General features: G+C 60.0%; 18 protein-coding genes. 10 read left to right on the top strand and 8 right to left on the bottom strand.

From position 1 onward, the window contains the following. Positions 1–27 precede the first annotated feature (27 nt). From RG836_RS10610 to RG836_RS10590, 5 genes are all read right to left on the bottom strand, one after another. Positions 28–2,838, bottom strand: coding sequence for an FAD-binding and (Fe-S)-binding domain-containing protein (locus RG836_RS10610; RefSeq protein ID WP_310845267.1), 2,811 nt, complete (start codon positions 2,836–2,838; stop codon positions 28–30). Beyond that, the gene (locus RG836_RS10605; protein WP_310845266.1) at positions 2,835–3,506 is read right to left on the bottom strand and encodes a LutC/YkgG family protein; all 672 of its coding nucleotides are present in this window, start codon (positions 3,504–3,506) and stop codon (positions 2,835–2,837) included. Before RG836_RS10605 ends, RG836_RS10610 begins: the two co-directional genes overlap by 4 nt. Next, positions 3,503–4,960 (bottom strand): LutB/LldF family L-lactate oxidation iron-sulfur protein, encoded by a 1,458-nt coding sequence (locus RG836_RS10600; RefSeq protein ID WP_310845265.1) that lies wholly within the window; start codon positions 4,958–4,960, stop codon positions 3,503–3,505. Before RG836_RS10600 ends, RG836_RS10605 begins: the two co-directional genes overlap by 4 nt. Continuing rightward, entirely contained in the window at positions 4,957–5,781 is an 825-nt protein-coding gene (locus RG836_RS10595; RefSeq protein WP_310845264.1) for a (Fe-S)-binding protein, read from the bottom strand. The genes RG836_RS10600 and RG836_RS10595 overlap by 4 nt, the downstream gene beginning before the upstream one ends. Before the next feature lie 149 nt (positions 5,782–5,930). After that, entirely contained in the window at positions 5,931–7,625 is a 1,695-nt protein-coding gene (locus tag RG836_RS10590; RefSeq protein WP_310845262.1) for a lactate permease LctP family transporter, read from the bottom strand. Positions 7,626–7,886: 261 nt separating this feature from the next. Here RG836_RS10590 and RG836_RS10585 point away from each other — a divergent pair, with 261 nt between their 5' ends. Further along, positions 7,887–8,654 carry a GntR family transcriptional regulator gene (locus RG836_RS10585; protein ID WP_310845261.1) on the top strand — a complete coding sequence of 256 codons (768 nt, stop codon included), beginning with the start codon at positions 7,887–7,889 and terminating at the stop codon, positions 8,652–8,654. Between the two features lie 125 nt (positions 8,655–8,779). Here the strand turns inward: RG836_RS10585 and smpB are convergent, their stop codons facing one another. Continuing rightward, positions 8,780–9,262, bottom strand: coding sequence for an SsrA-binding protein SmpB (gene smpB / locus RG836_RS10580; RefSeq protein ID WP_095169483.1), 483 nt, complete (start codon positions 9,260–9,262; stop codon positions 8,780–8,782). Between the two features lie 118 nt (positions 9,263–9,380). On the opposite strand from smpB, the gene RG836_RS10575 reads away from it, so the two are divergent. The 3 genes from RG836_RS10575 to RG836_RS10565 are packed head-to-tail and all read left to right on the top strand — an operon-like array spanning position 9,381 to position 11,533. Next, positions 9,381–10,784 (top strand): sodium-dependent transporter, encoded by a 1,404-nt coding sequence (locus RG836_RS10575; protein WP_310845260.1) that lies wholly within the window; start codon positions 9,381–9,383, stop codon positions 10,782–10,784. 7 nt (positions 10,785–10,791) lie between these two features. Continuing rightward, positions 10,792–11,226 (top strand): type II toxin-antitoxin system RatA family toxin, encoded by a 435-nt coding sequence (locus tag RG836_RS10570; RefSeq protein ID WP_310845258.1) that lies wholly within the window; start codon positions 10,792–10,794, stop codon positions 11,224–11,226. Further along, on the top strand, positions 11,189–11,533 hold the full coding sequence (locus tag RG836_RS10565) for an RnfH family protein (protein WP_310845257.1): 345 nt from the start codon (positions 11,189–11,191) through the stop codon (positions 11,531–11,533). The genes RG836_RS10570 and RG836_RS10565 overlap by 38 nt, the downstream gene beginning before the upstream one ends. A 56-nt stretch (positions 11,534–11,589) precedes the next feature. Here the strand turns inward: RG836_RS10565 and RG836_RS10560 are convergent, their stop codons facing one another. Beyond that, on the bottom strand, positions 11,590–12,117 hold the full coding sequence (locus RG836_RS10560; protein ID WP_310845256.1) for an outer membrane protein assembly factor BamE: 528 nt from the start codon (positions 12,115–12,117) through the stop codon (positions 11,590–11,592). 97 nt (positions 12,118–12,214) lie between these two features. On the opposite strand from RG836_RS10560, the gene fur reads away from it, so the two are divergent. Beyond that, on the top strand, positions 12,215–12,619 hold the full coding sequence (fur, locus tag RG836_RS10555; protein ID WP_310845255.1) for a ferric iron uptake transcriptional regulator: 405 nt from the start codon (positions 12,215–12,217) through the stop codon (positions 12,617–12,619). A gap of 105 nt (positions 12,620–12,724) precedes the next feature. On the opposite strand, the gene recN is transcribed toward fur, so the two are convergent. Beyond that, positions 12,725–14,398, bottom strand: coding sequence for a DNA repair protein RecN (gene recN / locus RG836_RS10550; RefSeq protein ID WP_310845254.1), 1,674 nt, complete (start codon positions 14,396–14,398; stop codon positions 12,725–12,727). A gap of 240 nt (positions 14,399–14,638) precedes the next feature. Between recN and grpE the strand changes: the two genes are divergently transcribed. The 5 genes from grpE to carA all read left to right on the top strand — a co-directional run bounded on the left by grpE (position 14,639) and on the right by carA (position 20,858). Beyond that, positions 14,639–15,205, top strand: coding sequence for a nucleotide exchange factor GrpE (grpE, locus tag RG836_RS10545; protein ID WP_310845253.1), 567 nt, complete (start codon positions 14,639–14,641; stop codon positions 15,203–15,205). A gap of 102 nt (positions 15,206–15,307) precedes the next feature. Continuing rightward, complete coding sequence (gene dnaK / locus RG836_RS10540) at positions 15,308–17,224, top strand: molecular chaperone DnaK (protein WP_310845252.1); 1,917 nt, start codon at positions 15,308–15,310, stop codon at positions 17,222–17,224. A gap of 300 nt (positions 17,225–17,524) precedes the next feature. Next, entirely contained in the window at positions 17,525–18,649 is a 1,125-nt protein-coding gene (gene dnaJ / locus RG836_RS10535; RefSeq protein ID WP_123405133.1) for a molecular chaperone DnaJ, read from the top strand. Between the two features lie 9 nt (positions 18,650–18,658). Then, on the top strand, positions 18,659–19,462 hold the full coding sequence (gene dapB, locus RG836_RS10530; protein WP_310845250.1) for a 4-hydroxy-tetrahydrodipicolinate reductase: 804 nt from the start codon (positions 18,659–18,661) through the stop codon (positions 19,460–19,462). A gap of 259 nt (positions 19,463–19,721) precedes the next feature. Beyond that, positions 19,722–20,858 carry a glutamine-hydrolyzing carbamoyl-phosphate synthase small subunit gene (gene carA / locus RG836_RS10525; RefSeq protein ID WP_310845248.1) on the top strand — a complete coding sequence of 379 codons (1,137 nt, stop codon included), beginning with the start codon at positions 19,722–19,724 and terminating at the stop codon, positions 20,856–20,858. Positions 20,859–20,902: the final 44 nt, after the last annotated feature.

The raw sequence follows: 20,902 nt of genomic DNA, 5'->3' as shown, positions 1-20,902 counted from the left end.
TTGCCCCTTTTTGGTGGTGAAAACAGATCAGGCCGGCCGGACGTGTGTCACTCGATCCACCAAGTACACTAGGCCGTGGTAATCAATCCCGCCGTGTTGTGTCAGCCCGATTTCACAGGTGCGACTGGTGGAGATACCTTCGTCGCAGTGCTGCACCGCATCTTTCAAACTGCGCAGCGAATGCGCGTTCAGTTCTGGCGTGGTGAAGCCTTTGTCGCCGGCAAAACCACAGCAGTGGATGCCTTCTGGGATCACCACGTTGCGACTGCATTTGCGCGCCAGGTCGATCAGTGCCTGGCTCTCGCCCAAATGCTGGGTGCTGCAGGTGACGTGCACCGCGATCGGTGCTTCCTGTGGCGTGAAATCCAGGCGGTCCATCAGGTGCGTGCGGATAAAACGTACCGGGTCGTAGAGGTCGAGGCGCGTTTCGCCGAGGTCTTGTACCAGGCGCAAGGTGCAGGGGCTGGTGTCGCAGTAGATCGGATCGAGACCGCCGCGGCTGGCGTGGAGCAGGGCGCCGATCAACTGCTGGCGCTTGTGCTCGGCTTGCTCGGCGTAACCCTTGGACGCAAACGGCTGGCCACAGCAGAGGCTGTCCTGATTGTCCGGGAAAACCACTTGGTAACCGGCTTTTTCCAGCAAGCCACGGGTTTTGTCGTACAGCGACATCTGCTCTTTATCACCGGCCGCCGGGCCCATGACCCGCGACACGCACGCCGCCAGGTACACCACCCGAGGGCGTTCGTCCGCCACCACCGGGCTGAAGCGAATGGCTTTTTCCGGTTGCGGCATGGCGTTTGTCCATTGTGGGACTTGGCCTTTTGACAGCCTGGTCAGGGTCGCGGATAACTTGGCCAGGCGTGGCGCGCCCAAAAGCATGCGGGCGCCATTCGCCACATGCAGGGTGAAGCGCGCACCTTGCAACGCGGTGGCGAAATTGCCTTCCAGCCAGTTGGCAGTTTTCGTACGCGTGGCGGTGCGGGCACGGAGCTTTTTCACCAGGTCGCCGGTGTTGATGCCTACAGGACAACGCTGGGCGCATAACCCGGTGGCGGCGCAGGTGTCGATGCCTTGGTATTCGTAGGCGGCTTCCAGTTCGGTGGTGTCGATGCCGGCACGTTTCTTTGCCTGAATATCACGCCAGATCACAATGCGCTGGCGCGGGCTCAAGGTCAGGCCTTTCGACGGACACACCGGCTCGCAAAACCCGCACTCGATGCACTTATCCACAATCTCGTCGGCGGCCGGCAAGGGCTTGAGGTGCTTGAGGTGGATCTGCGGATCGTCGCTGAGCACCACGTCCGGGTTGAGGATGCCGTTCGGGTCGAGCAGGCGTTTGAGTTGCCACATCAATTGATAGGCATCGCTGCCCCATTCCAGCTCGACAAAAGGCGCCATGTTGCGGCCGGTGCCGTGCTCGGCCTTCAGCGAACCGCCGAACTCGACGGCTACCAGTTGCGCGACGTCGTCCATGAACGCCTGGTAGCGTGCGATTTCTTCCGGGTTGTTGAAGCCTTGGGTGAAGACGAAGTGCAGATTACCTTCCAGCGCGTGTCCGAAAAGGATCGCTTCGTCGTAGTGATGTTTGTCGAATAGTTCGATCAAGCGATTCACGCCGATCGCCAGTTGTTCCACCGGGAAAGTCACGTCTTCGATGATCACCGTGGTGCCGGTCTGGCGCACCGCGCCGACAGCGGGGAAGGTGTCTTTGCGGATCGCCCACAGTCGGGCGTTTTCCAGGGGGTCTTCGGTAAAGTCGACTTGCTTCTCGACCGGGAACGCCGCGAGGGACGTCATGATCTGCGCCAGTTGTTCCCGCAATAACGTCGAGCTCGCGGCGCGGGATTCGATGAGCAGCGCGCAGGCATTATTCGACAGATGCTGTACGAAATCCGGCATGCCCGGCTTGTTCTGCACCGAGCGCAAACTGCGACGGTCGAGCAGTTCCACGGCGGACACCGGTTGTTTCTTGAGCACCGTCACCGCGTTGCAGCAGGTTTCCACGTCGGGGAACACGATCAGCGCTGAGGCCTTGTTCGGGTGGTCAATCACCGTGTCGTAAGTCACCGCGCTGATAAAGCCCAAGGTCCCTTCAGAGCCCACCAGCAAATGGCTCAAGATATCCACAGGCTCGTCGAAATCCACCAGCGCATTGAGTGACAGGCCGGTGGTATTTTTCAGACGATATTTGTGGCGGATTCTGGCGGCGAGTTCGGCATTGGCGCGGGTCTCGCGGCCCAGGGTCGCCAGACGTTCGAGCAATTCCCCGTGGCTGTTTTTAAAAGCAGCGACACTGGCCGGGTCTTCGGTGTCGAGGCGGCTGCCATCGGCCAGCACCAGGCGAATCCCGGCGAGCGTGTGGTAGGTGTTTTGCGCTGTGCCGCAGCACATGCCGCTGGCGTTGTTGGCAACGATACCGCCGATTTTGCAGGCATTGATCGAGGCCGGGTCTGGGCCGATCTTGCGTCCGAAAGGCGCCAGCCAGGCGTTGGCTTGCGCGCCGATCACCCCAGGCTGCAAGCGAATCTGCATTCCTTGGCCACGGATTTCCCGCGCGTTCCAGTTATCGCCCAGCACGATCAGCACCGAGTCGCTGATGGCCTGGCCGGACAGGCTGGTGCCGGCCGCGCGGAAGGTCACCGGCACTTGGTCGCGCTGGGCCAGTTTGAGCAGGGCGACCACTTCGTCTTCGGATTCGACGCGAATCACCAGTTTCGGGATCAACCGGTAGAAGCTTGCGTCGGTGCCGAACGCCAGGGTCGACAGCGGATCGTCGAAGCGCCGGGCCTGGGGAATCAGTTGCTGCGCATCGCGCAGGAAAGCGGCCGGTAAGGTCATTGGTCCTCCAGAATCAGCACCACCAAATCTTTCGGACCGTGGGCGCCGTAAGCCAGCACTTGTTCGATGTCGGCGGTTTTCGACGGCCCGGACACCAGCAACGCGTTGGTCGGCATACCTTGGGCCCAGGCGAATTCCTGCTGCACCTGATAGAAGTTGTCGCGGATTTCGCTGGCCTTGAGCAGGGCGAAATGCACCGGTGGCGCCAGGCTCATCATTCGCGGTTCTTCACGGGTTGGCCAGAGGATCAGGCTACCGGTGGCGGCGATGGCGCCGAGGGTACCGGTCAGGCTCGCGGGCGTGTCATCGAACAGCTCGGCTTTCCATTCTTCTATCGGACGGTCGTAGGCTTTGAGTGTCGGCAGCCCCGGATGATTCGCCCAATGTTGTGAGATTTGTCGGCCATGGGCGGTGGTCGGGGCGATCAACAGGCTGGGCAACTGCCGATCCTTCAACAGTTGCGCCAACAGCGTCGGCCAGTCTGCGCCAGAGGTCAGGTGGATTTCCGTGTGTACCGCCTCCATCAATTTGCGCAGTTGCGGGATGCGTTGTTCGGCCGAGTAGGTGTAGGGCGCGGTCACCAGTTCGACGTCGAAGGTGTCAGGCACTGGTGTGGTGCCGGTCAGACTGTTGCGCAATTTGCCGAGGATATTTTGTTTGGCGCTCATCGACGTTCTCCCTGTTTGGCCAAGTGCTCGCGGGCCATGTCGTGCAGTGAGCGGGCGGCGGGTTTCGGCGCGCTGTGGTTCTGCGTCCATGGCCCTACATTATTCGGCGTCAGTGCGCGCAGGCGGGTGGCGAAGAAGCCGAATAACCGATACAGCGTCGGCGAAGCATTCAGCCGCGCCCAGGCGTGCCAGATAAAGCGTTCCTTGCGCGAATATTTGCTGCCCTGGCCGCGCATCACCGGGTTCGGACTGTCCGGTGCCTTGACGTTTTCTTCGCGCAACCGCCGCAGCAACGCGGGGATCGGGATCTTCACCGGGCACACTTCTCCGCACGCCCCGCACAGAGACGAGGCGCTCGGATGGTCGGGGACTTTCGCCAGGCCGACCATGTGTGGCGTGATGATTTTTCCGATAGGTCCCGGGTAAACCTCCCCATAGGTGTGGCCGCCGATTCGGGTGTACACCGGGCAATGATTCATACAAGCGCCGCAGCGGATGCAGTTCAACGTCTGACGCAATTCGCTGTCGGCGAAGGCCTGGCTGCGACCGTTGTCCAGCAACACCAAGTGCACTTCTCGGGGGCCATCGAGTTCATCGGCCTTGCGCGGGCCGGAGATCATATTGACGTAAGTAGTGATCGGCTGGCCGAGGGCCGAGCGCGTCAGCAATGACAACAGGGGCACCACGTCGCGCAGGTTTTCGACCACTTTCTCGATGCCAGTCACCGCGATGTGCACCGGTGGCACGGTGGTGGTCATGCGGCCGTTGCCTTCGTTTTCCACCAGCAACAGGGTACCGGTTTCGGCCACGGCGAAGTTGACGCCGGAAACGCCGATGTCCGCTTCAAAGAATTTCTGTCGCAAGACTTTGCGACCGATCTGAATAAGTTGGTCAACGTCCTTGGTGTATTCCACGCCAAGTTTGTCGTGGAACAAGGACGCGACCTGACCGGCATTCTTGTGGATCGCCGGCATAATAATGTGTGAAGGCTTTTCGTGGTCGAGCTGGACGATGTACTCGCCCATGTCCGATTCCAGGCATTCAATGCCCTGTTCAGCGAGGACATGGTTCATCTCCATTTCTTCGCTGACCATCGATTTGCCCTTGATCACTTGCCGCCCCTCGTGAGCGCGGATGATCGAGAGGACGATGCCATTGGCTTCGTCCACCGTTTCCGCCCAGTGCACTGTCACACCGTTGCGGGTCAGGTTCTGTTCAAGCTGCTCGAGCAGGTCGGGCAACTTGGATAACGCACGGGCGCGGACGGCATTGCCGAGCACGCGTAAGTGTTCTCGTTCGTGGGCATCGCTGAAGGACGCTGCCCGTTTGACCATCAGCGAATCCATCGCCGTGCGAAAGTTATTTCGCAGTTGCTTGTCATCCAGCGCCCCATGCGCCCGGGCGCGGAAGTCCTGTTCCACGGCGACTGTAGGAATCAGCTCGGCGGTACTCATCGGGCACCTCCGGTACGCTGCCAGAGAAAACTGGCCAGATGCTGACCACGCAACGCTTCCCGTTGTTTTTCCAGCGCGCCGTTGATGTTCATCAGGCAACCGCAGTCGGCACTCAGCACCTGGTGCGCGCCGGATTCCTTCAGCGCGCGGGTCTTGTCGGCCACCATCGCCCCGGAAATGTCTGGCATACGGACGCTGAAAGTCCCACCGAAGCCACAGCATTCACTTTCATGGCGATGGTCCACTCGTTCCACGTTGCCCAGTTGCGCCAACAGCTCGCGACCGTGCAGGTGAGTGTTCATTTCGCGCCGCGCCGAGCACGAGGTATGCAGCGCCACTTTCACCGGTTCGCCGCTGTCCTGCAGTTGCACCTTGCAGACAAACAGCAGGAACTCGGCCAACTCATACGTCCGCGCCGCAAGGGCTCGGACTTGTTGCAAGGTCTCCGGCTCATCCTTGAACAGGTCGGCGTAGTGCTCGCGCAACATGCCAGCGCACGAACCGGACGGCACCACCACCGGGTAATCCTCGGCAAACAGCGCCAGTTGCGAACGCGCGACGATGCGAGCCTGGTCGGTGTAGCCGGAGGTGTAGGCCGGTTGGCCGCAGCAGCTTTGCCCTTGCGGATACTCGACCCGAATGCCTTCGCGCTCCAGCAGATGAATCGCGTCCATGCCGGCTTCGGGGTAGAACAAGTCCACCACGCAGGTTCCGAACAGATACACCTGCTGCGGTTTTTCACTGGGGTACTGCCGTGGGGTGGGCAGTGGCGGGGCGACGCGGGTCGCGTTCGGCACAGCGTTGTAAAAAAGCTCGCTCATCAGGCGTCTCCGGGTGGTCCCGGTTATCCGTCCGCTGAGGCCGCTGACTATAAAGAGAGAATCTTTCAGCAGCCTTACGGACCGGGGTGTGAATAGCTGACGCCGGAATCGTGATCCGGCGTCGGTTTTTTCGTTTTAGCGCGTAGTCCTTAATGCACCAGCATGCCGGTGAACCAATACGCCTGGGCCAAGGTAATCAGGCCGACAATGGTGGCAAAGAACAGGCTGTGCTTGAGGGTGAAGCGGAACAGGTCCGACTCCTTGCCCACCAGGCCGGTCGCGGCACAGGCCACGGCGATCGACTGCGGCGAGATCATCTTGCCGGTCACGCCGCCGCTGGTGTTCGCCGCCACCAGCAGGGTGTCGTTGACGCCGATCTGGTGTGCGGTGGTCGCTTGCAGCGAGCTGAACAGTGCGTTGGACGAAGTGTCCGAACCGGTCAGGAACACGCCAAGCCAGCCGAGGAACGGCGAGAAGAACGGGAACGCCGCGCCCGTACCGGCAAGCACCAGAGCCATGGTCGACGACATGCCGGAGTAGTTGGTGACGAAGGCAAACGCCAGCACCATACCGATAGACAAGATCGGCCAGCGCAGTTCGTAGAAGGTCTCTTTCAAAGTGGTCAGACCGGTTTTGCAGTTGATCTTCAGCACCAGCATCGAGATCAATGCCGAGAAGAAAATCGCCGTGCCGGTGGCCGAGATCGGATCGAGCTTGAATACCGCCGGAATGGCCGTCGGGTTGGTCACGATCGGTGCGACCTTGATCACCAATTGGTCGAGGTGCGGGATCGCGAAGTTAAACACGAAGCCGTACATCGAACCGCCTGCGGCAAACATTGCCTTGAAGGGCTTCAGCGTCCAGATGGTCACCAGCACGGTGAGGATCAGGAACGGCGACCAGGCCTTGATAATTTCCCCCAGGCTGTAGGGCGAAACCACGCTGGTGCGCTTCTGGCCGAAACCGCCGACGCTGGCGGCGACCACCGAGGCCGAGGTGGCCCCGGCGATTTGCGCGCCGGCAGTGCGTTTCGGCTGCCAGACTTTCAGGAACAGCGTCAAGGAAATCAGGCTGGCCAGGGCCGAGGTGATGTCCGGCAATTCCGGGCCAATGAAGTTCGAGGTGAAATACTGGGTGATGGCAAAGCTCAGGCCCGCCACCAGTGCGGCCGGCCAGGTTTCGCGCACGCCGCGCAGGCCGTCCATCATGAACACCAGCCAGAACGGCACGAACAGCGACAGCAGCGGCAGTTGCCGGCCAGTCATGGCGCCGATTTTGAAGGCGTCGATACCTGTTACTTGGCCGGCAACGATAATCGGAATGCCCAAGGCGCCGAAGGCAACCGGCGCGGTGTTGGCGATCAGGCACAGGCCTGCGGCGTACAGCGGATTGAAGCCGAGGCCAACCAGCAGCGCCGCGGTGATCGCCACAGGTGCGCCGAAACCGGCGGCACCTTCGAGGAACGCGCCGAAGCAGAAGCCGATCAGCAGCACTTGCAGGCGTTGGTCGTCAGTGATCGACAGCACCGAGCTTCGAATCACTTCGAACTGGCCGCTCTTGACCGTGAGTTTGTAGAGGAACACCGCCGCAACGATGATCCAGGCGATCGGCCACAAGCCATAAGCGAAGCCGTAACCCGCTGCTGCGAAGGCCATGTCGACCGGCATCTGGAACGCAAAAATGGCCACGGCGATCGCCAGGGCCAGGGTGATGCTGCCCGCCACGTGCCCTTTGAGGCGGAACACCGCCAGGGCCAGGAAGAAAAATACGATAGGAATCACGGCCGCGAGCGCGGACAAGCCGAGGCTGCCGAGCGGGCTGTAGAGCTGTTGCCAGGTTTGCATATGGGGTGGCCCCTAATTGTTGTTGGTCAGGCATTGCTGGTACGTTTGGTTAATTGGTAATACCAATTTACAAGCGCTGTCGGCTAGGGTAAAAGCCTTAGGGGCGGTGTGTCAATTTGCCGCCCTCAAACTTTCGTCGCATGCGCAGCAGGGCGGGTGCCTGATCTGGGCTTTCGGTTGCCGGCTGGTAGGTGCCGACCTGACGGCAATCAGCCAGAATAGAGAGCCCGGCGAACGGTCGGGATGGTGGAGAAATGAGTTATGGGGTTTGATCAGATTCGCTCGCGCCGTTTGTCCGACGATATTGTCGAGCGGCTGGAGGGCATGATTCTGGAGGGCACGCTGAAGTCCGGCGAGCGGCTGCCGGCCGAGCGTGCGCTGGCCGAGCAGTTCGGCGTGTCGCGTCCGTCATTGCGCGAAGCGATTCAAAAACTGGCGGCCAAAGGTTTGCTGGTCAGCCGTCAGGGTGGCGGTAATTATGTGGTCGACTCCCTGGGCTCGACCTTCAGCGATCCGCTGCTGCACTTGCTGGAAAGCAACCCGGAGGCGCAACGGGATTTGCTGGAGTTCCGCCACACGCTAGAGGCGTCCTGCGCCTATTACGCGGCGTTGCGCGCCACGGATGTGGATCGCGAAAGGCTGACCGCGGCGTTTGAAACCCTGCAGGATTGCTATACCCGTCATGAGGAAGTGAGCCGGGCGGAGGAGGGCACGGCGGACGCGGCGTTTCACCTGGCCATTGCCGAGGCCAGCCATAACGCGGTGCTGCTGCACACCATTCGCGGTTTATTCGATCTGCTCAAGCGCAATGTCGTGACCAACATTGGCGGCATGTATAAACAGCGCACCGAAACCCGCGACATGCTGATCAATCAGCATCGGGATTTGTACCTGGCGATCATCGAAGGGCGAGCGGAGCAGGCGCGGGAAGTGTCCAGCCGACATATTTTGTACGTGCAGGAAGTGCTGGAAGAGGTGCGTCAGGAAGTGCAGCGCATGGCGCGGGCCGAGCGGCGCAAGGGGATGTAGTCAGTGGGGGCGAGGTGGGTCGGGCCATTGCATTCGCGAGCAGGCTTGGGACCACAGGACCTGTTGCAGTTTCCTGTGGATGCGAGCCCGCTCGCGAAAGCGGTCTGGAACAACAGCAGCAAGACCTAGTCTTCCTTGCCCTTGTTACGCACCGCGCGCTGCAACTCGCGACCGGCGTCGCGTTCGCGTTCGGTATCGCGCTTGTCGTATTCCTTCTTGCCCTTGCCCAGCGCGATCTCGCACTTGACCATGTGCTTGCTCCAGTACCACGACAGGCACACGCAGGCATAACCCTTTTGCTGCACGGCGGCGGCGAGTTTTTCCAGCTCGCGGCGGTTGAGCAGCAATTTGCGGGTGCGCACCGGGTCGGCGATGACGTGGGTGCTGGCGGTCATCAACGGCGTGATGTGACTGCCCAGCAGCCAGGCTTCGCCATCCTTGAGCAGCACGTAGCTGTCGACCAGTTGCAGCTTGCTTGCCCGCAAACTTTTTACTTCCCAGCCGGCCAGGACCAGACCAGCCTCGAACCGATGTTCGATGAAGTAATCGTGTCGCGCCTTTTTATTTTGCGCGATGGTCCCTGTTGGGTGTTTCTTCTGTTTAGCCATAGGGGCGGCATTATAGGGAGTTGCACGCGTGTCGGCTACGGTATCGCTACCTGCTTGAGCAGGTTGATTGAATCCCGGACAATGCGGCCTCTTTTTTCAACGCTTGGGCGTGATAACGATGTCGACAGACAAGGTTTCTGTCCACGGCAGTTGGGCTAGCCGCTGGGTCTTCATTCTGGCCGCAACAGGCTCGGCCGTGGGCTTGGGCAGTATATGGAAATTCCCTTACATGGTCGGCGTCTACGGCGGCGGAGCGTTTGTGCTGGTGTTCCTGGCCTGCATCGCACTGATCGGCGTACCGGTGATGCTCGCCGAAACCCTGATCGGCCGCCGCGCCCGGCAAAGCCCGGCGAATGCCCTCAAGGTGCTGGCGCATGAGGCCGGGCATTCGGGCAAGTGGTCGTGGGGCGCGTTCGCCGGGATGATCACCGCGTTGCTGATCCTGTCTTTTTACAGTGTGGTCGGCGGCTGGTCGCTGGATTACATCATCGACATGGGGCGTGGCGACTTCCAGGGCGTGACGGCTGACCAGGTTGGCGCCTACTTCGGTGATGTGATTGCCGATCCGTGGCGCCTCACACTGTGGCACACGGTTTTCATGCTGCTCTCGGCCGTGGTGATCGCCAAGGGCGTGGTCGCCGGTCTGGAGCGCAGCCTGCGGATCATGATGCCGTTGCTGTTCGTGATGGTCATAGTCCTGCTGGGTTACAGCATGACCACCGGGCATTTCATGGAAGGCGTGCATTTCATGTTCGACTTCCACCCGGAAAAAGTCATGGAAGGCCTGTTGCCGGCGATGGGGCACGCCTTCTTTTCCCTGAGCGTCGGCGTTGGCTCAATCATGACCTACGGCGCTTACATGCCGAAAAATACATCGATTTCCGGTACGGTAGTCGGCGTCGCGCTGCTGGATACCTTCGTGTCCCTGGTGGCGGGGCTGGCGTTGTTTCCGATTGTGTTTGCCGCTGGCCTGAACCCGAGCGAAGGCCCGGGCCTGATGTTCGTCAGCCTGCCGTTCGCATTTGGCAACGTCGCGTTTGGCCAATTGATGGGGGTGATCTTTTTCGTCCTCGTCGCCATTGCAGCCTGGAGTTCGGCGATTTCCCTGCTCGAGCCGATGGTGGCCTATCTGGTGGAACGGTCTAAAATCAGCCGCGCCTGGGTCACCTTCTGGCTCGCTTTCATCTGCTGGTTCGTCGGTTTGGGTACGGTGTTTTCCTTCAATATCTGGAAGGAAGCGAAGTTTTTCGTGAACGAAGGCGGGGTCTTCCATCTCTACCAATGGGGTGCGGCAAGTGGTCTGGACTTCTTTGGAGTGATCGATTTCTTCACCTCGCGGATCATGTTGCCACTTGGTGGTTTGTGTTTCGTGGTGTTTGCAGGATGGGTGATGGGGCGTGAAGCGGTGCGTGACGAATTGTCGATCCGCAACCCGGCATTGTTCGCCCTGAGCCTGTTCTTGATGCGCTATGTGGCGCCCATCGGCATTCTTGTAGTGTTTGCCGCCCAGCTGTGGAAATGACGCTGACATGACGACTCACATTCAACGCTCGGCCCTGCTGCCTTATCCGGCGCAAGCGCTGTATGACCTGGTCAATGACGTGGCCCGTTACCCGGAATTCCTGCCTTGGTGCTCCTCGTCCGAAGTGCTGGAAAGCTCCGACACCCATATGCGCGCCAGTGTCGGCGTGGCCAAGGGCGGTCTGAGCCAGCATTTCGTGACCCGCAACACCTTGGTGCCAGGGCAATCGATCGAGATGAACCTGGAGGAGGGACCGTTCAACCAGTTGCATGGCGTGTGGGTCTTCAAGGCGCTGGGCGAAAAGGCCTGCAAGATCAGCCTGGACCTGTCCTTCGATTACGCCGGGCCGATTGTCCGCGCCACCTTGGGGCCGCTGTTCAATCAGGCGGCCAATACCCTGGTCGATGCCTTTTGCCAGCGCGCCAAGCAGATGCAGGGCTGAGGCGGTGATTGAGATTGAAGTGGTGTATGCCGCTGTTGATCGGCAGGTGTTGCTGACGGCCAGCGTGCCGGAGGGGACGACCGTGCGCGAGGCACTGCGCCAATCGACCATCGGCGCGGAGTTTCCTGAACTTGACCTGGCGACTTGTGCGGTCGGCAACTTCGCAAAACTGATTGCTGATCCAGAGCGTGCCGTGGTGCACAGCGGTGACCGCCTGGAGATCTATCGCCCGCTGCTGGCCGATCCCAAGGAAGTCCGGCGCCTGCGGGCCGCGAAGGCCGCCAAAGCGAGAGCGCGAAATCATTAAGGCAAATCGCAGACGATAAAAAACCCGGACCTGCCGGGGTTTTTTATGCGTCGCAATTATTGCGGCGAGGTGTCGAGCGGTTCTGGCGTCGGCACTGGAACGGTTTCAACGCCGTCCACGTCTTTCTGGATTTGATCCAGCAAAGAACCTGGTTTTGCCGGCTCTTCCGGTTCGGCTTTCTCGACATTTTCTGCAGGGGCGGTCACGTTGGTGCCGCCGTCCTTGCCGAGAATCGCGTCATCGCGGCTCACGCCGGGCATGAAGTCGCCGGACAGGCTGACCAGTTGATCATTCGGATTGAAGATCAAACTGATGCGTTCCTGCTGACGTTCGCCACCGCCAGGCTGCAGGCTGTACAGATAATCCCACCGGTCGGAGTGGAATGTGTCGGTCAGCAGGGGGTTGCCCATGATAAACCGTACTTGCGGACGGGTCATTCCGGGGCGTAACTGGTCTATCATGTCCTGCGTGACGACATTGCCCTGTTGGATGTCGATTTTGTAAACCCCGGGGAATGAACAACCGGCGAGTGCGAGCAGTCCCACAAAGGTGAAACTGGTTAGCAAGAGCTTGGTGTTTTGCATCGGTGGGCGACTTCCACTATCTTGGCTGGGACAACGTAAACGCCGATCATACCCGCATTAAGAGAAGCTGCGAAGCAGCATCGCGAGAAAGCTGACCATGGTTGAAAATAGCGAACTACGCAAAGCCGGCCTTAAAGTGACCCTGCCACGGGTCAAAATCCTGCAAATGCTCGACTCTGCCGAGCAACGCCACATGAGTGCCGAGGATGTCTACAAGGCGCTGATGGAGGCTGGCGAGGACGTCGGTCTGGCCACGGTTTACCGTGTTCTGACCCAGTTCGAGGCAGCTGGCCTTGTGGTGCGACACAACTTCGATGGAGGCCACGCGGTCTTCGAACTGGACGACGGCAAGCATCACGACCATATGGTCAACGTCGAAACCAGCGAAGTGATCGAGTTCTTCGACGAAGAAATCGAGCGTCTGCAGAAGGCAATCGTCGAGAAGTACGGTTTCGAGATGGTGGATCACAACCTCGTGCTGTACGTGCGTCATAAAAAGTAAGCATGTCGCGCGGGCTTTAAGTCCGTGAAACGATCGAAGGCGACCCAAGGGTCGCCTTCGTGCTGTCTGTGGTAGAGAAATTCGCTGAATACTGGAAAAACGAATTTACACTTTTGCCGCGACCACCATCTTCTTCGCATGGGCCAACGACTCTTTTGTGAGGTCGATCCCGCCGAGCATCCGTGCGACTTCCTCGACCCGCTCGTTTTTACTCAGTTTCGACACTGCGGTATGGGTGGCTTCCTCACCTCGCACTTTATGCACAAATAGATGCTGGTGCCCTTGCGCCGCCACTTGCGGCAAGTGGGTGACCGTCAGCACCTGGCCGCGGTCACCGAGCCGGCGTAGCAACTGACCGACGATCTCGGCCGTCGGCCCGCCAATCCCCACGTCCACTTCGTCGAACACCAGAGTTGGCACGCGGGACGTTTGCGCGGTGATGACCTGGATCGCCAGGCTGATACGAGACAACTCGCCGCCGGACGCCACTTTCGCCAGTGCCTTCAACGGCTGTCCAGGGTTGGCGCTGACCAGCAACTCCACTTGTTCCAGACCGTTCGGCAACAGTTCATCGCTGATGTTGGGGCGCAATTCGATGGTGAAACGCCCGCCAGGCATGCCCAGGCGCTGGATTTCCTGTTCGACCGCAGCGGCCAGGCTGCCGGAAGCCTCGTGGCGCAAATCGCTCAGTTCCTTGGCTTTCTCTTGATAGTGGCGGGCGAAGGATGCCAATTCTTCCGCCAAGCGCTCGATGGATTCATCGTTGGCGTTCAGGGTTTCGATTTCATCCAGCAGTTTTTGCTGCATCTGCGCCACTTCGGTTGGCTGGATGCGGTGTTTGCGCGCCAAGGTATAAATGGCGTCGAGGCGTTCCTCCAGGTATTGCAGGCGCGCCGGATCGGCGTCGAAGTTATCCAGGAAGCGATTCAACTCGCCTACTGCTTCTTCTACCTGGATCTGAGCACTGGTCAGCAAGTCGGTGGCTTCGCAGAGTGCGCCGGCGCCGCTGTTGACGCTAGACAGACGATTAAGACTGGCCGTCAGTGCGTTGAGCACGTTGCCGGAATCATTTTCGCTGCATTGCTCGACCACCTGTCGGCAGATGCCCAGCAAGGTCTCCGCATTGGTCAGGTTTTTGTGTTCCTGCTCCAGTTGCTCCAGTTCATTTTCCCCAAGGCCGAGGTTTTCCAGTTCTTCCAATTGATAGCTGAGCAACTGATGACGGGCGCGCTGCTCATCACCTGAGTTGGACAGCCGTTCCAGTTCCTGGCGGGTCTGGCGCCAGCGCTGGGCTGCCAGGTGAACCTGGCGCGCGAGATCAGTGGCGCCAGCGTATTCATCGAGCAGGCGACGGTGCGTATCGGTTTTCAGCAGTGACTGGTGCTCATGCTGGCTGTGGATATCGATCAGCAATTCGCCGAGGGCTTTCAGATCCCCCAGCGGGCAGGGGGTGCCGTTGATATAGCCACGGGAGCGGCCTTCGGCGGTGATCACCCGGCGCAGGATGCACGGTCCGTCGTTATTCAGGTCGCGCTCAGCCAACCAAGTGCTTGCTTCAGGGATGTCGACCAGGTCGAACGTCGCGAGGATATCGGCCTTGTCCGCACCGGGGCGAACCACGCCGCTGTCGGCGCGATCACCGAGCGTCAGGCCCAGGGCGTCGAGCATGATCGACTTGCCGGCGCCAGTTTCGCCCGTGATCACGCTCATCCCGCGATCGAGTTCAAGATCCAGATGTTCAACGATGGCGTAGTTGTGTACGGACAGGTGCACCAACATGTAGGCCGCTCCCAGGCTTTAGGTCTGGTTATTTATACAGTGTTTTGTTTCGCCCTGACAATGCCCTCCTTTAGCTCGATTTGCTTGGATAAACCGATTTCTTAGTGCAACGCGGCAGGGCAAGTCAGTTGCCTTTGTAGGGTTAATCCCATTCGAGCCCTTGAACCTGAAAATTGCGGCCCCATATACCGGGGCAGAAGCGCGAGTCGGGCTCGCAGACGATATTGAAAGGAGAATTCCATGGCTGACGAACAGACCGTTGATACGCAAAACCTAGACGCCAATCAGGCCCCCGAGGCTTCGGGTGAAGACCTGACGGCTCGAGTACAAGTGCTCGAAGAGCAACTGGCAGGCGCGCAGGATCAGGCTTTGCGTGTTGCCGCCGATCTGCAGAACGTCCGCCGCCGTGCCGAGCAGGACGTCGAGAAAGCACACAAATTTGCCCTGGAGAAGTTCGCCGGCGACCTGCTGCCGATCATCGACAGCCTGGAGCGTGGCCTGGAGTTGTCCAACCCTGACGACGAAAGCATTCGCCCCATGCGTGAGGGCATCGAACTGACCTTGAAGATGTTCCAGGACACCCTCAAGCGTTATCAGCTGGAAGCGATCGATCCTGAGGGCGAACCCTTCAATGCCGTACTGCACCAGGCCATGGCCATGCAGGAAAGTGCCGACCTGGAACCCAACAGCGTGCTGAAGGTGTTCCAGAAGGGCTATCAGCTCAACGGTCGCTTGCTGCGTCCGGCGATGGTGGTAGTCAGCAAGGCGCCTGCGCCGGTTTCGCCTTCGATTGACGAGCAGGCTTGAAATCGGCCGCAAGGCCCCCATTTAGAAGTCAAGCGTTTAAGTGCTACCTCAGTTAGCCACCACTGCTGAGGCATCCAAATCCAAAGTTTCGGGAGAGTGAACATGGGCAAGATTATCGGTATCGACCTGGGGACTACCAACTCCTGCGTCTCCGTGCTGGAAAACGGCAAAGCCAAAGTTATCGAGAACGCTGAAGGCGCGCGTACCACGCCGTCGATCATCGCTTATGCCAACGATGGTGAAATCCTCGTCGGCCAGTCCGCCAAGCGTCAGGCCGTGACCAATCCGCACAACACCCTGTACGCGGTGAAGCGTCTGATCGGCCGTCGCTTCGAAGAAGAAGTGGTTCAGAAAGACATCCAGATGGTCCCTTACAAGATCGTCAAGGCTGACAACAATGACGCCTGGGTTGAAGTGAACGGCCAGAAAATGTCGCCGCCACAAATCTCGGCTGAAATCTTGAAGAAGATGAAGAAGACCGCTGAAGACTACCTCGGTGAAACTGTTACCGAAGCCGTCATCACCGTGCCTGCCTACTTCAACGACAGCCAGCGCCAGGCCACCAAGGACGCCGGCCGTATCGCCGGTCTGGACGTCAAGCGCATCATCAACGAGCCTACCGCGGCTGCTCTGGCCTACGGCATGGACAAGGCCAAGGGCGATCACACCGTGATCGTTTATGACCTGGGTGGCGGTACCTTCGACGTTTCCGTGATCGAAATCGCAGAAGTCGACGGCGAGCACCAGTTCGAAGTGTTGGCCACCAACGGTGACACCTTCCTCGGCGGCGAAGACTTCGACATCCGCTTGATCGACTACCTCGTCGACGAGTTCAAGAAAGAAAGCGGCATGAACCTCAAGGGTGACCCGCTGGCCATGCAGCGCCTGAAAGAAGCCGCTGAAAAAGCCAAGATCGAGTTGTCCTCGAGCCTGCAGACCGACGTGAACCTGCCGTACATCACTGCAGACGCCACCGGTCCTAAGCACTTGAACGTGAAAATCTCCCGCGCCAAGCTCGAAGCGCTGGTGGAAGACCTGGTTCAACGCACCATCGAACCTTGCCGCATCGCTCTGAAAGACTCCGGTATCGACGTCAGCGCCATCAACGACGTGATCCTGGTGGGCGGTCAGACCCGCATGCCAATGGTTCAGAAAGCGGTAACCGACTTCTTCGGTAAAGAAGCCCGTAAAGACGTCAACCCGGATGAAGCGGTTGCCATGGGTGCTGCCATCCAGGGTGCGGTGTTGGCCGGTGACGTGAAAGACGTTCTGCTGCTCGACGTCAGCCCGCTGACCCTGGGTATCGAAACCATGGGCGGCGTGATGACCGCGCTGATCGAGAAAAACACCACGATTCCTACCAAGAAATCGCAAGTGTTCTCGACAGCCGACGACAACCAGGGCGCCGTGACCATTCACGTGCTGCAAGGTGAGCGTAAGCAAGCCGGTCAGAACAAGTCTCTGGGCAAGTTCGACCTGGCCGAGATTCCACCAGCACCACGCGGTGTACCGCAAATTGAAGTGACCTTCGACATCGATGCCAACGGCATCCTGCACGTAGGCGCCAAAGACAAGGCCACCGGCAAGACTCAGTCGATCGTGATCAAGGCCAACTCCGGTCTGTCCGAGGAAGAGATTCAGCAGATGATTCGCGATGCTGAAACCAACGCCGACGAAGACCGCAAGTTCGAAGAGCTGGCCGGCGCCCGCAACCAGGGTGACGCGCTGGTGCACTCGACTCGCAAAATGATCTCGGATGCGGGCGACAAAGTCTCGGCTGAAGAGAAAACTGCGATCGAAGCCGCTGTTGTCGCGCTGGAAACCGCTGTCAAAGGCGACGACAAGGCTGCCATCGAAGCCAAGATCGAAGAGCTGTCGAAAGTCTCCGCTCCAGTGGCGCAGAAGATGTATGCCGAACAGGCTCAGCCTGCTGAAGGCGCTGCACCGCAAGGCGAATCGGCTGAGAAGGCTGACGATGTTGTCGATGCCGAGTTCGAAGAAGTCAAAGACCACAAGTAACTCGTTGTTGGTCGACCGGTTGACCGCCTTCGGGCGGTGACTGGTAGGATGTCGCCGCGCGGGAGCTTGCTCCCGCGTTGGCGTGTCTGGAGTTAGCGAATTTTTACCGCATGCGACAACGCTCGCGTGCGGGCGGTATGGCCGGGAATGCTCCTGCTTTCCGTGCTGCAAATACTGCAATGAATCAAGACCAGGATCGTTGAATTGACGTGAGTTGGGTCCGGGCCTGTATTGGGGCTCAACGAGTTTGGCGAGGCTCAGGAGGGGTTTGCCGGACGTCCTTAAGAGTGCGAAGAACTTATGGCAAAGCGTGACTATTACGAAGTGTTGGGTGTTGAGCGCGGCTCAAGCGAAGCGGACCTGAAAAAGGCCTACCGTCGCCTGGCAATGAAGCACCACCCGGACCGTAATCCTGACGATAAAGCGTCGGAAGAAATGTTCAAAGAGGCCAACGAGGCCTACGAAGTCCTGTCCGATTCCAGCAAGCGCGCGGCTTACGACCAGTACGGTCACGCGGGTGTCGACCCGAGCATGGGTGGCGGCGGTGCCGGGTTTGGCGGGCAGAACTTCTCCGACATCTTCGGTGACGTGTTCAGTGATTTTTTCGGTGGCGGTCGCGGCGGTGCCCGTGGCGGCGCGCAACGGGGCAGCGATCTGCGCTACACCCTTGAGCTGAACCTCGAGGAAGCGGTGCGTGGTACGACGGTCAATATCCGCGTGCCGACGCTGGTCAACTGCAAGCCGTGCGACGGCTCGGGTGCGAAGAAAGGCTCGTCGCCAGTGACCTGCCCAACTTGCGGTGGTATCGGCCAAGTGCGCATGCAGCAAGGCTTCTTCTCGGTGCAGCAGACCTGTCCGCGCTGCCATGGCCAGGGCAAGATCATTTCCGATCCTTGCGATTCCTGCCACGGCGAAGGCCGCGTCGAGGAGTACAAGACCCTGTCGGTGAAAGTGCCGGCCGGCGTCGATACCGGTGACCGTATCCGTCTGTCTGGCGAAGGCGAGGCGGGCGCCCAGGGTGGTCCGACCGGCGACCTGTACGTGGTGATCAATGTGCGCGAGCACGCGATCTTCCAGCGCGACGGTAAGCATCTGTTCTGTGAAGTGCCGATCAGCTTCGTTGATGCGGCGCTGGGCGGCGAGCTGGAGATTCCAACCCTCGACGGTCGGGTCAAACTGAAGATTCCCGAAGGCACCCAAACCGGCAAGCAGTTCCGCGTGCGCGGCAAGGGCGTCGCTCCGGTGCGTGGCGGCGGTGCGGGCGACCTGATGTGCCGCGTGGCGGTGGAAACCCCGGTCAACCTGGGCCGTCGTCAGCGCGAATTGCTCGAAGAGTTCCGCAGTTCGCTGGCGGACGACAACAGCCACTCGCCGAAAACCACCGGATGGTTCGAAGGCGTGAAGCGCTTCTTCGGCGATCTGTAAGGAGTCGACATGCGACGTATAGCTGTGATGGGCGCCGCAGGGCGCATGGGCAAGACGCTGATCGAAGCGATTCAGCAGGCGCCCGGCGCCGGTTTGACCGCTGCGGTGGATCGTCCGGACAGCACGCTGGTCGGCGCCGATGCCGGTGAGCTGGCTGCGCTGGGGCGTATCGGCGTGCCATTGTCCGGGGATCTGGATCGGGTGGTCGATGAGTTCGACGTGCTGATCGATTTCACTCACCCGACCGTGACCCTGAAAAACCTCGCGTTCTGCCGCAAGCACCGCAAGGCGATGATCATTGGTACCACCGGTTTCAGCGTCGACGAGAAAGAATTGCTGGCTCAGGCCGGCAAGGACATTCCGATCGTGTTCGCCGCCAACTTCAGTGTCGGCGTCAACCTGTGCCTGAAGCTGCTCGACACCGCCGCTCGTGTATTGGGCGATGACGTCGATATCGAAATCAGCGAAGCGCATCACCGGCACAAGGTTGACGCGCCATCCGGGACCGCCGTGCGCATGGGTGAAGTGATCGCCGATGCCTTGGGACGCAACCTCAAGGACGTGGCGGTGTACGGTCGTGAAGGCCAGACCGGCGCGCGCGAGCGGCAGACCATCGGCTTTGCCACGGTGCGCGCCGGTGACATTGTCGGCGATCACACCGTGCTGTTTGCGGCAGATGGCGAGCGGGTCGAGATTACCCACAAGGCGTCCAGCCGCATGACCTTCGCCAAGGGGGCTGTGCGTGCGGCGTTGTGGCTCGATGGTCGCGAGCCGGGCCTGTATGACATGCAGGACGTGCTCGACCTGCGTTAAGATGCGCCCGAAATCGGGTTCAAACGCAGCGTTTGAGCCCGGTTTTACACCGCCAGGCGACGCCCTGTCGCATTCCCCGGCCTTTCAGGCTCATTGGCGGTAGACCAAAAAAGCCTTTTTCTGTAAGCTACAGCTTTAGTGTGTCCACTAAAAGCGCGCAGAATAATTCAGTGAACAAGCGGGGTGACGTGTCCATACGTCACTCCGCTTTTTTACAACCTGCGATCGCCCTTTCAGGCTTTATTTACGGGAGGTCTTCTTGACTAAGCCAGCCATACTCGCCCTTGCTGATGGCAGCATTTTTCGCGGCGAAGCCATTGGAGCCGACGGTCAAACCGTTGGTGAGGTGGTGTTCAACACCGCCATGACCGGCTATCAGGAAATCCTTACCGATCCTTCCTACGCCCAACAGATCGTGACCCTGACTTACCCGCACATCGGCAACACCGGCACCACGCCGGAAGACGCCGAGTCCGACCGCGTGTGGTCCGCTGGCCTGGTCATCCGTGACCTGCCGCTGGTAGCGAGCAACTGGCGTAACACCATGTCCCTGTCCGATTACCTGAAAGCCAATAACGTAGTGGCTATCGCCGGTATCGACACCCGTCGTCTGACCCGCATCCTGCGTGAAAAAGGCGCACAGAACGGCTGCATCATGGCCGGCGACAACATCTCCGAAGAAGCCGCCATCGCCGCTGCCCAGGGTTTCCCAGGCCTGAAAGGCATGGACCTGGCGAAAGTCGTCAGCACCACCAAGCAGTACGAATGGCGCTCGACCGTCTGGGACCTGAAAACCGACAGCCACGCCACGATCGAAGCCGCTGACCTGCCTTACCACGTCGTGGCCTACGACTACGGCGTCAAGCTGAACATCCTGCGCATGCTGGTCGCGCGCGGTTGCCGCGTCACCGTGGTGCCAGCGCAAACCCCGGCCGCCGATGTGCTGGCCATGCAACCGGATGGCGTGTTCCTGTCCAACGGCCCGGGCGACCCGGAGCCTTGCGACTACGCGATCCAGGCGATCAAGGATGTGCTGGAAACCGAGATTCCGGTATTCGGTATCTGCCTCGGCCACCAACTGCTTGCCCTGGCATCCGGCGCCAAGACCCTGAAAATGGGCCACGGCCACCACGGTGCCAACCACCCGGTCCAGGATCTCGACACTGGCGTTGTGATGATCACCAGCCAGAACCACGGTTTCGCGGTGGACGAAGCAACCCTGCCGGGCAACGTCCGGGCGATCCACAAATCGCTGTTCGACGGCACCCTGCAAGGCATCGAGCGTACCGACAAGAGCGCCTTCAGCTTCCAGGGCCACCCGGAAGCCAGTCCTGGCCCGAACGACGTAGCGCCGCTGTTCGATCGCTTCATCAACGAGATGGCCAAGCGACGCTGATCGCTCGCCCTGATGAGCGAAGCGCCCGAGGGTGGCCCCGACAC

The sequence above is a fragment of the Pseudomonas rhizozeae genome (assembly GCF_031583775.1).
Lineage (GTDB): Bacteria > Pseudomonadota > Gammaproteobacteria > Pseudomonadales > Pseudomonadaceae > Aquipseudomonas.
Note: the sequence above shows the minus strand (reverse complement) of the source record. Positions and strands in the feature narration are given on the sequence as shown.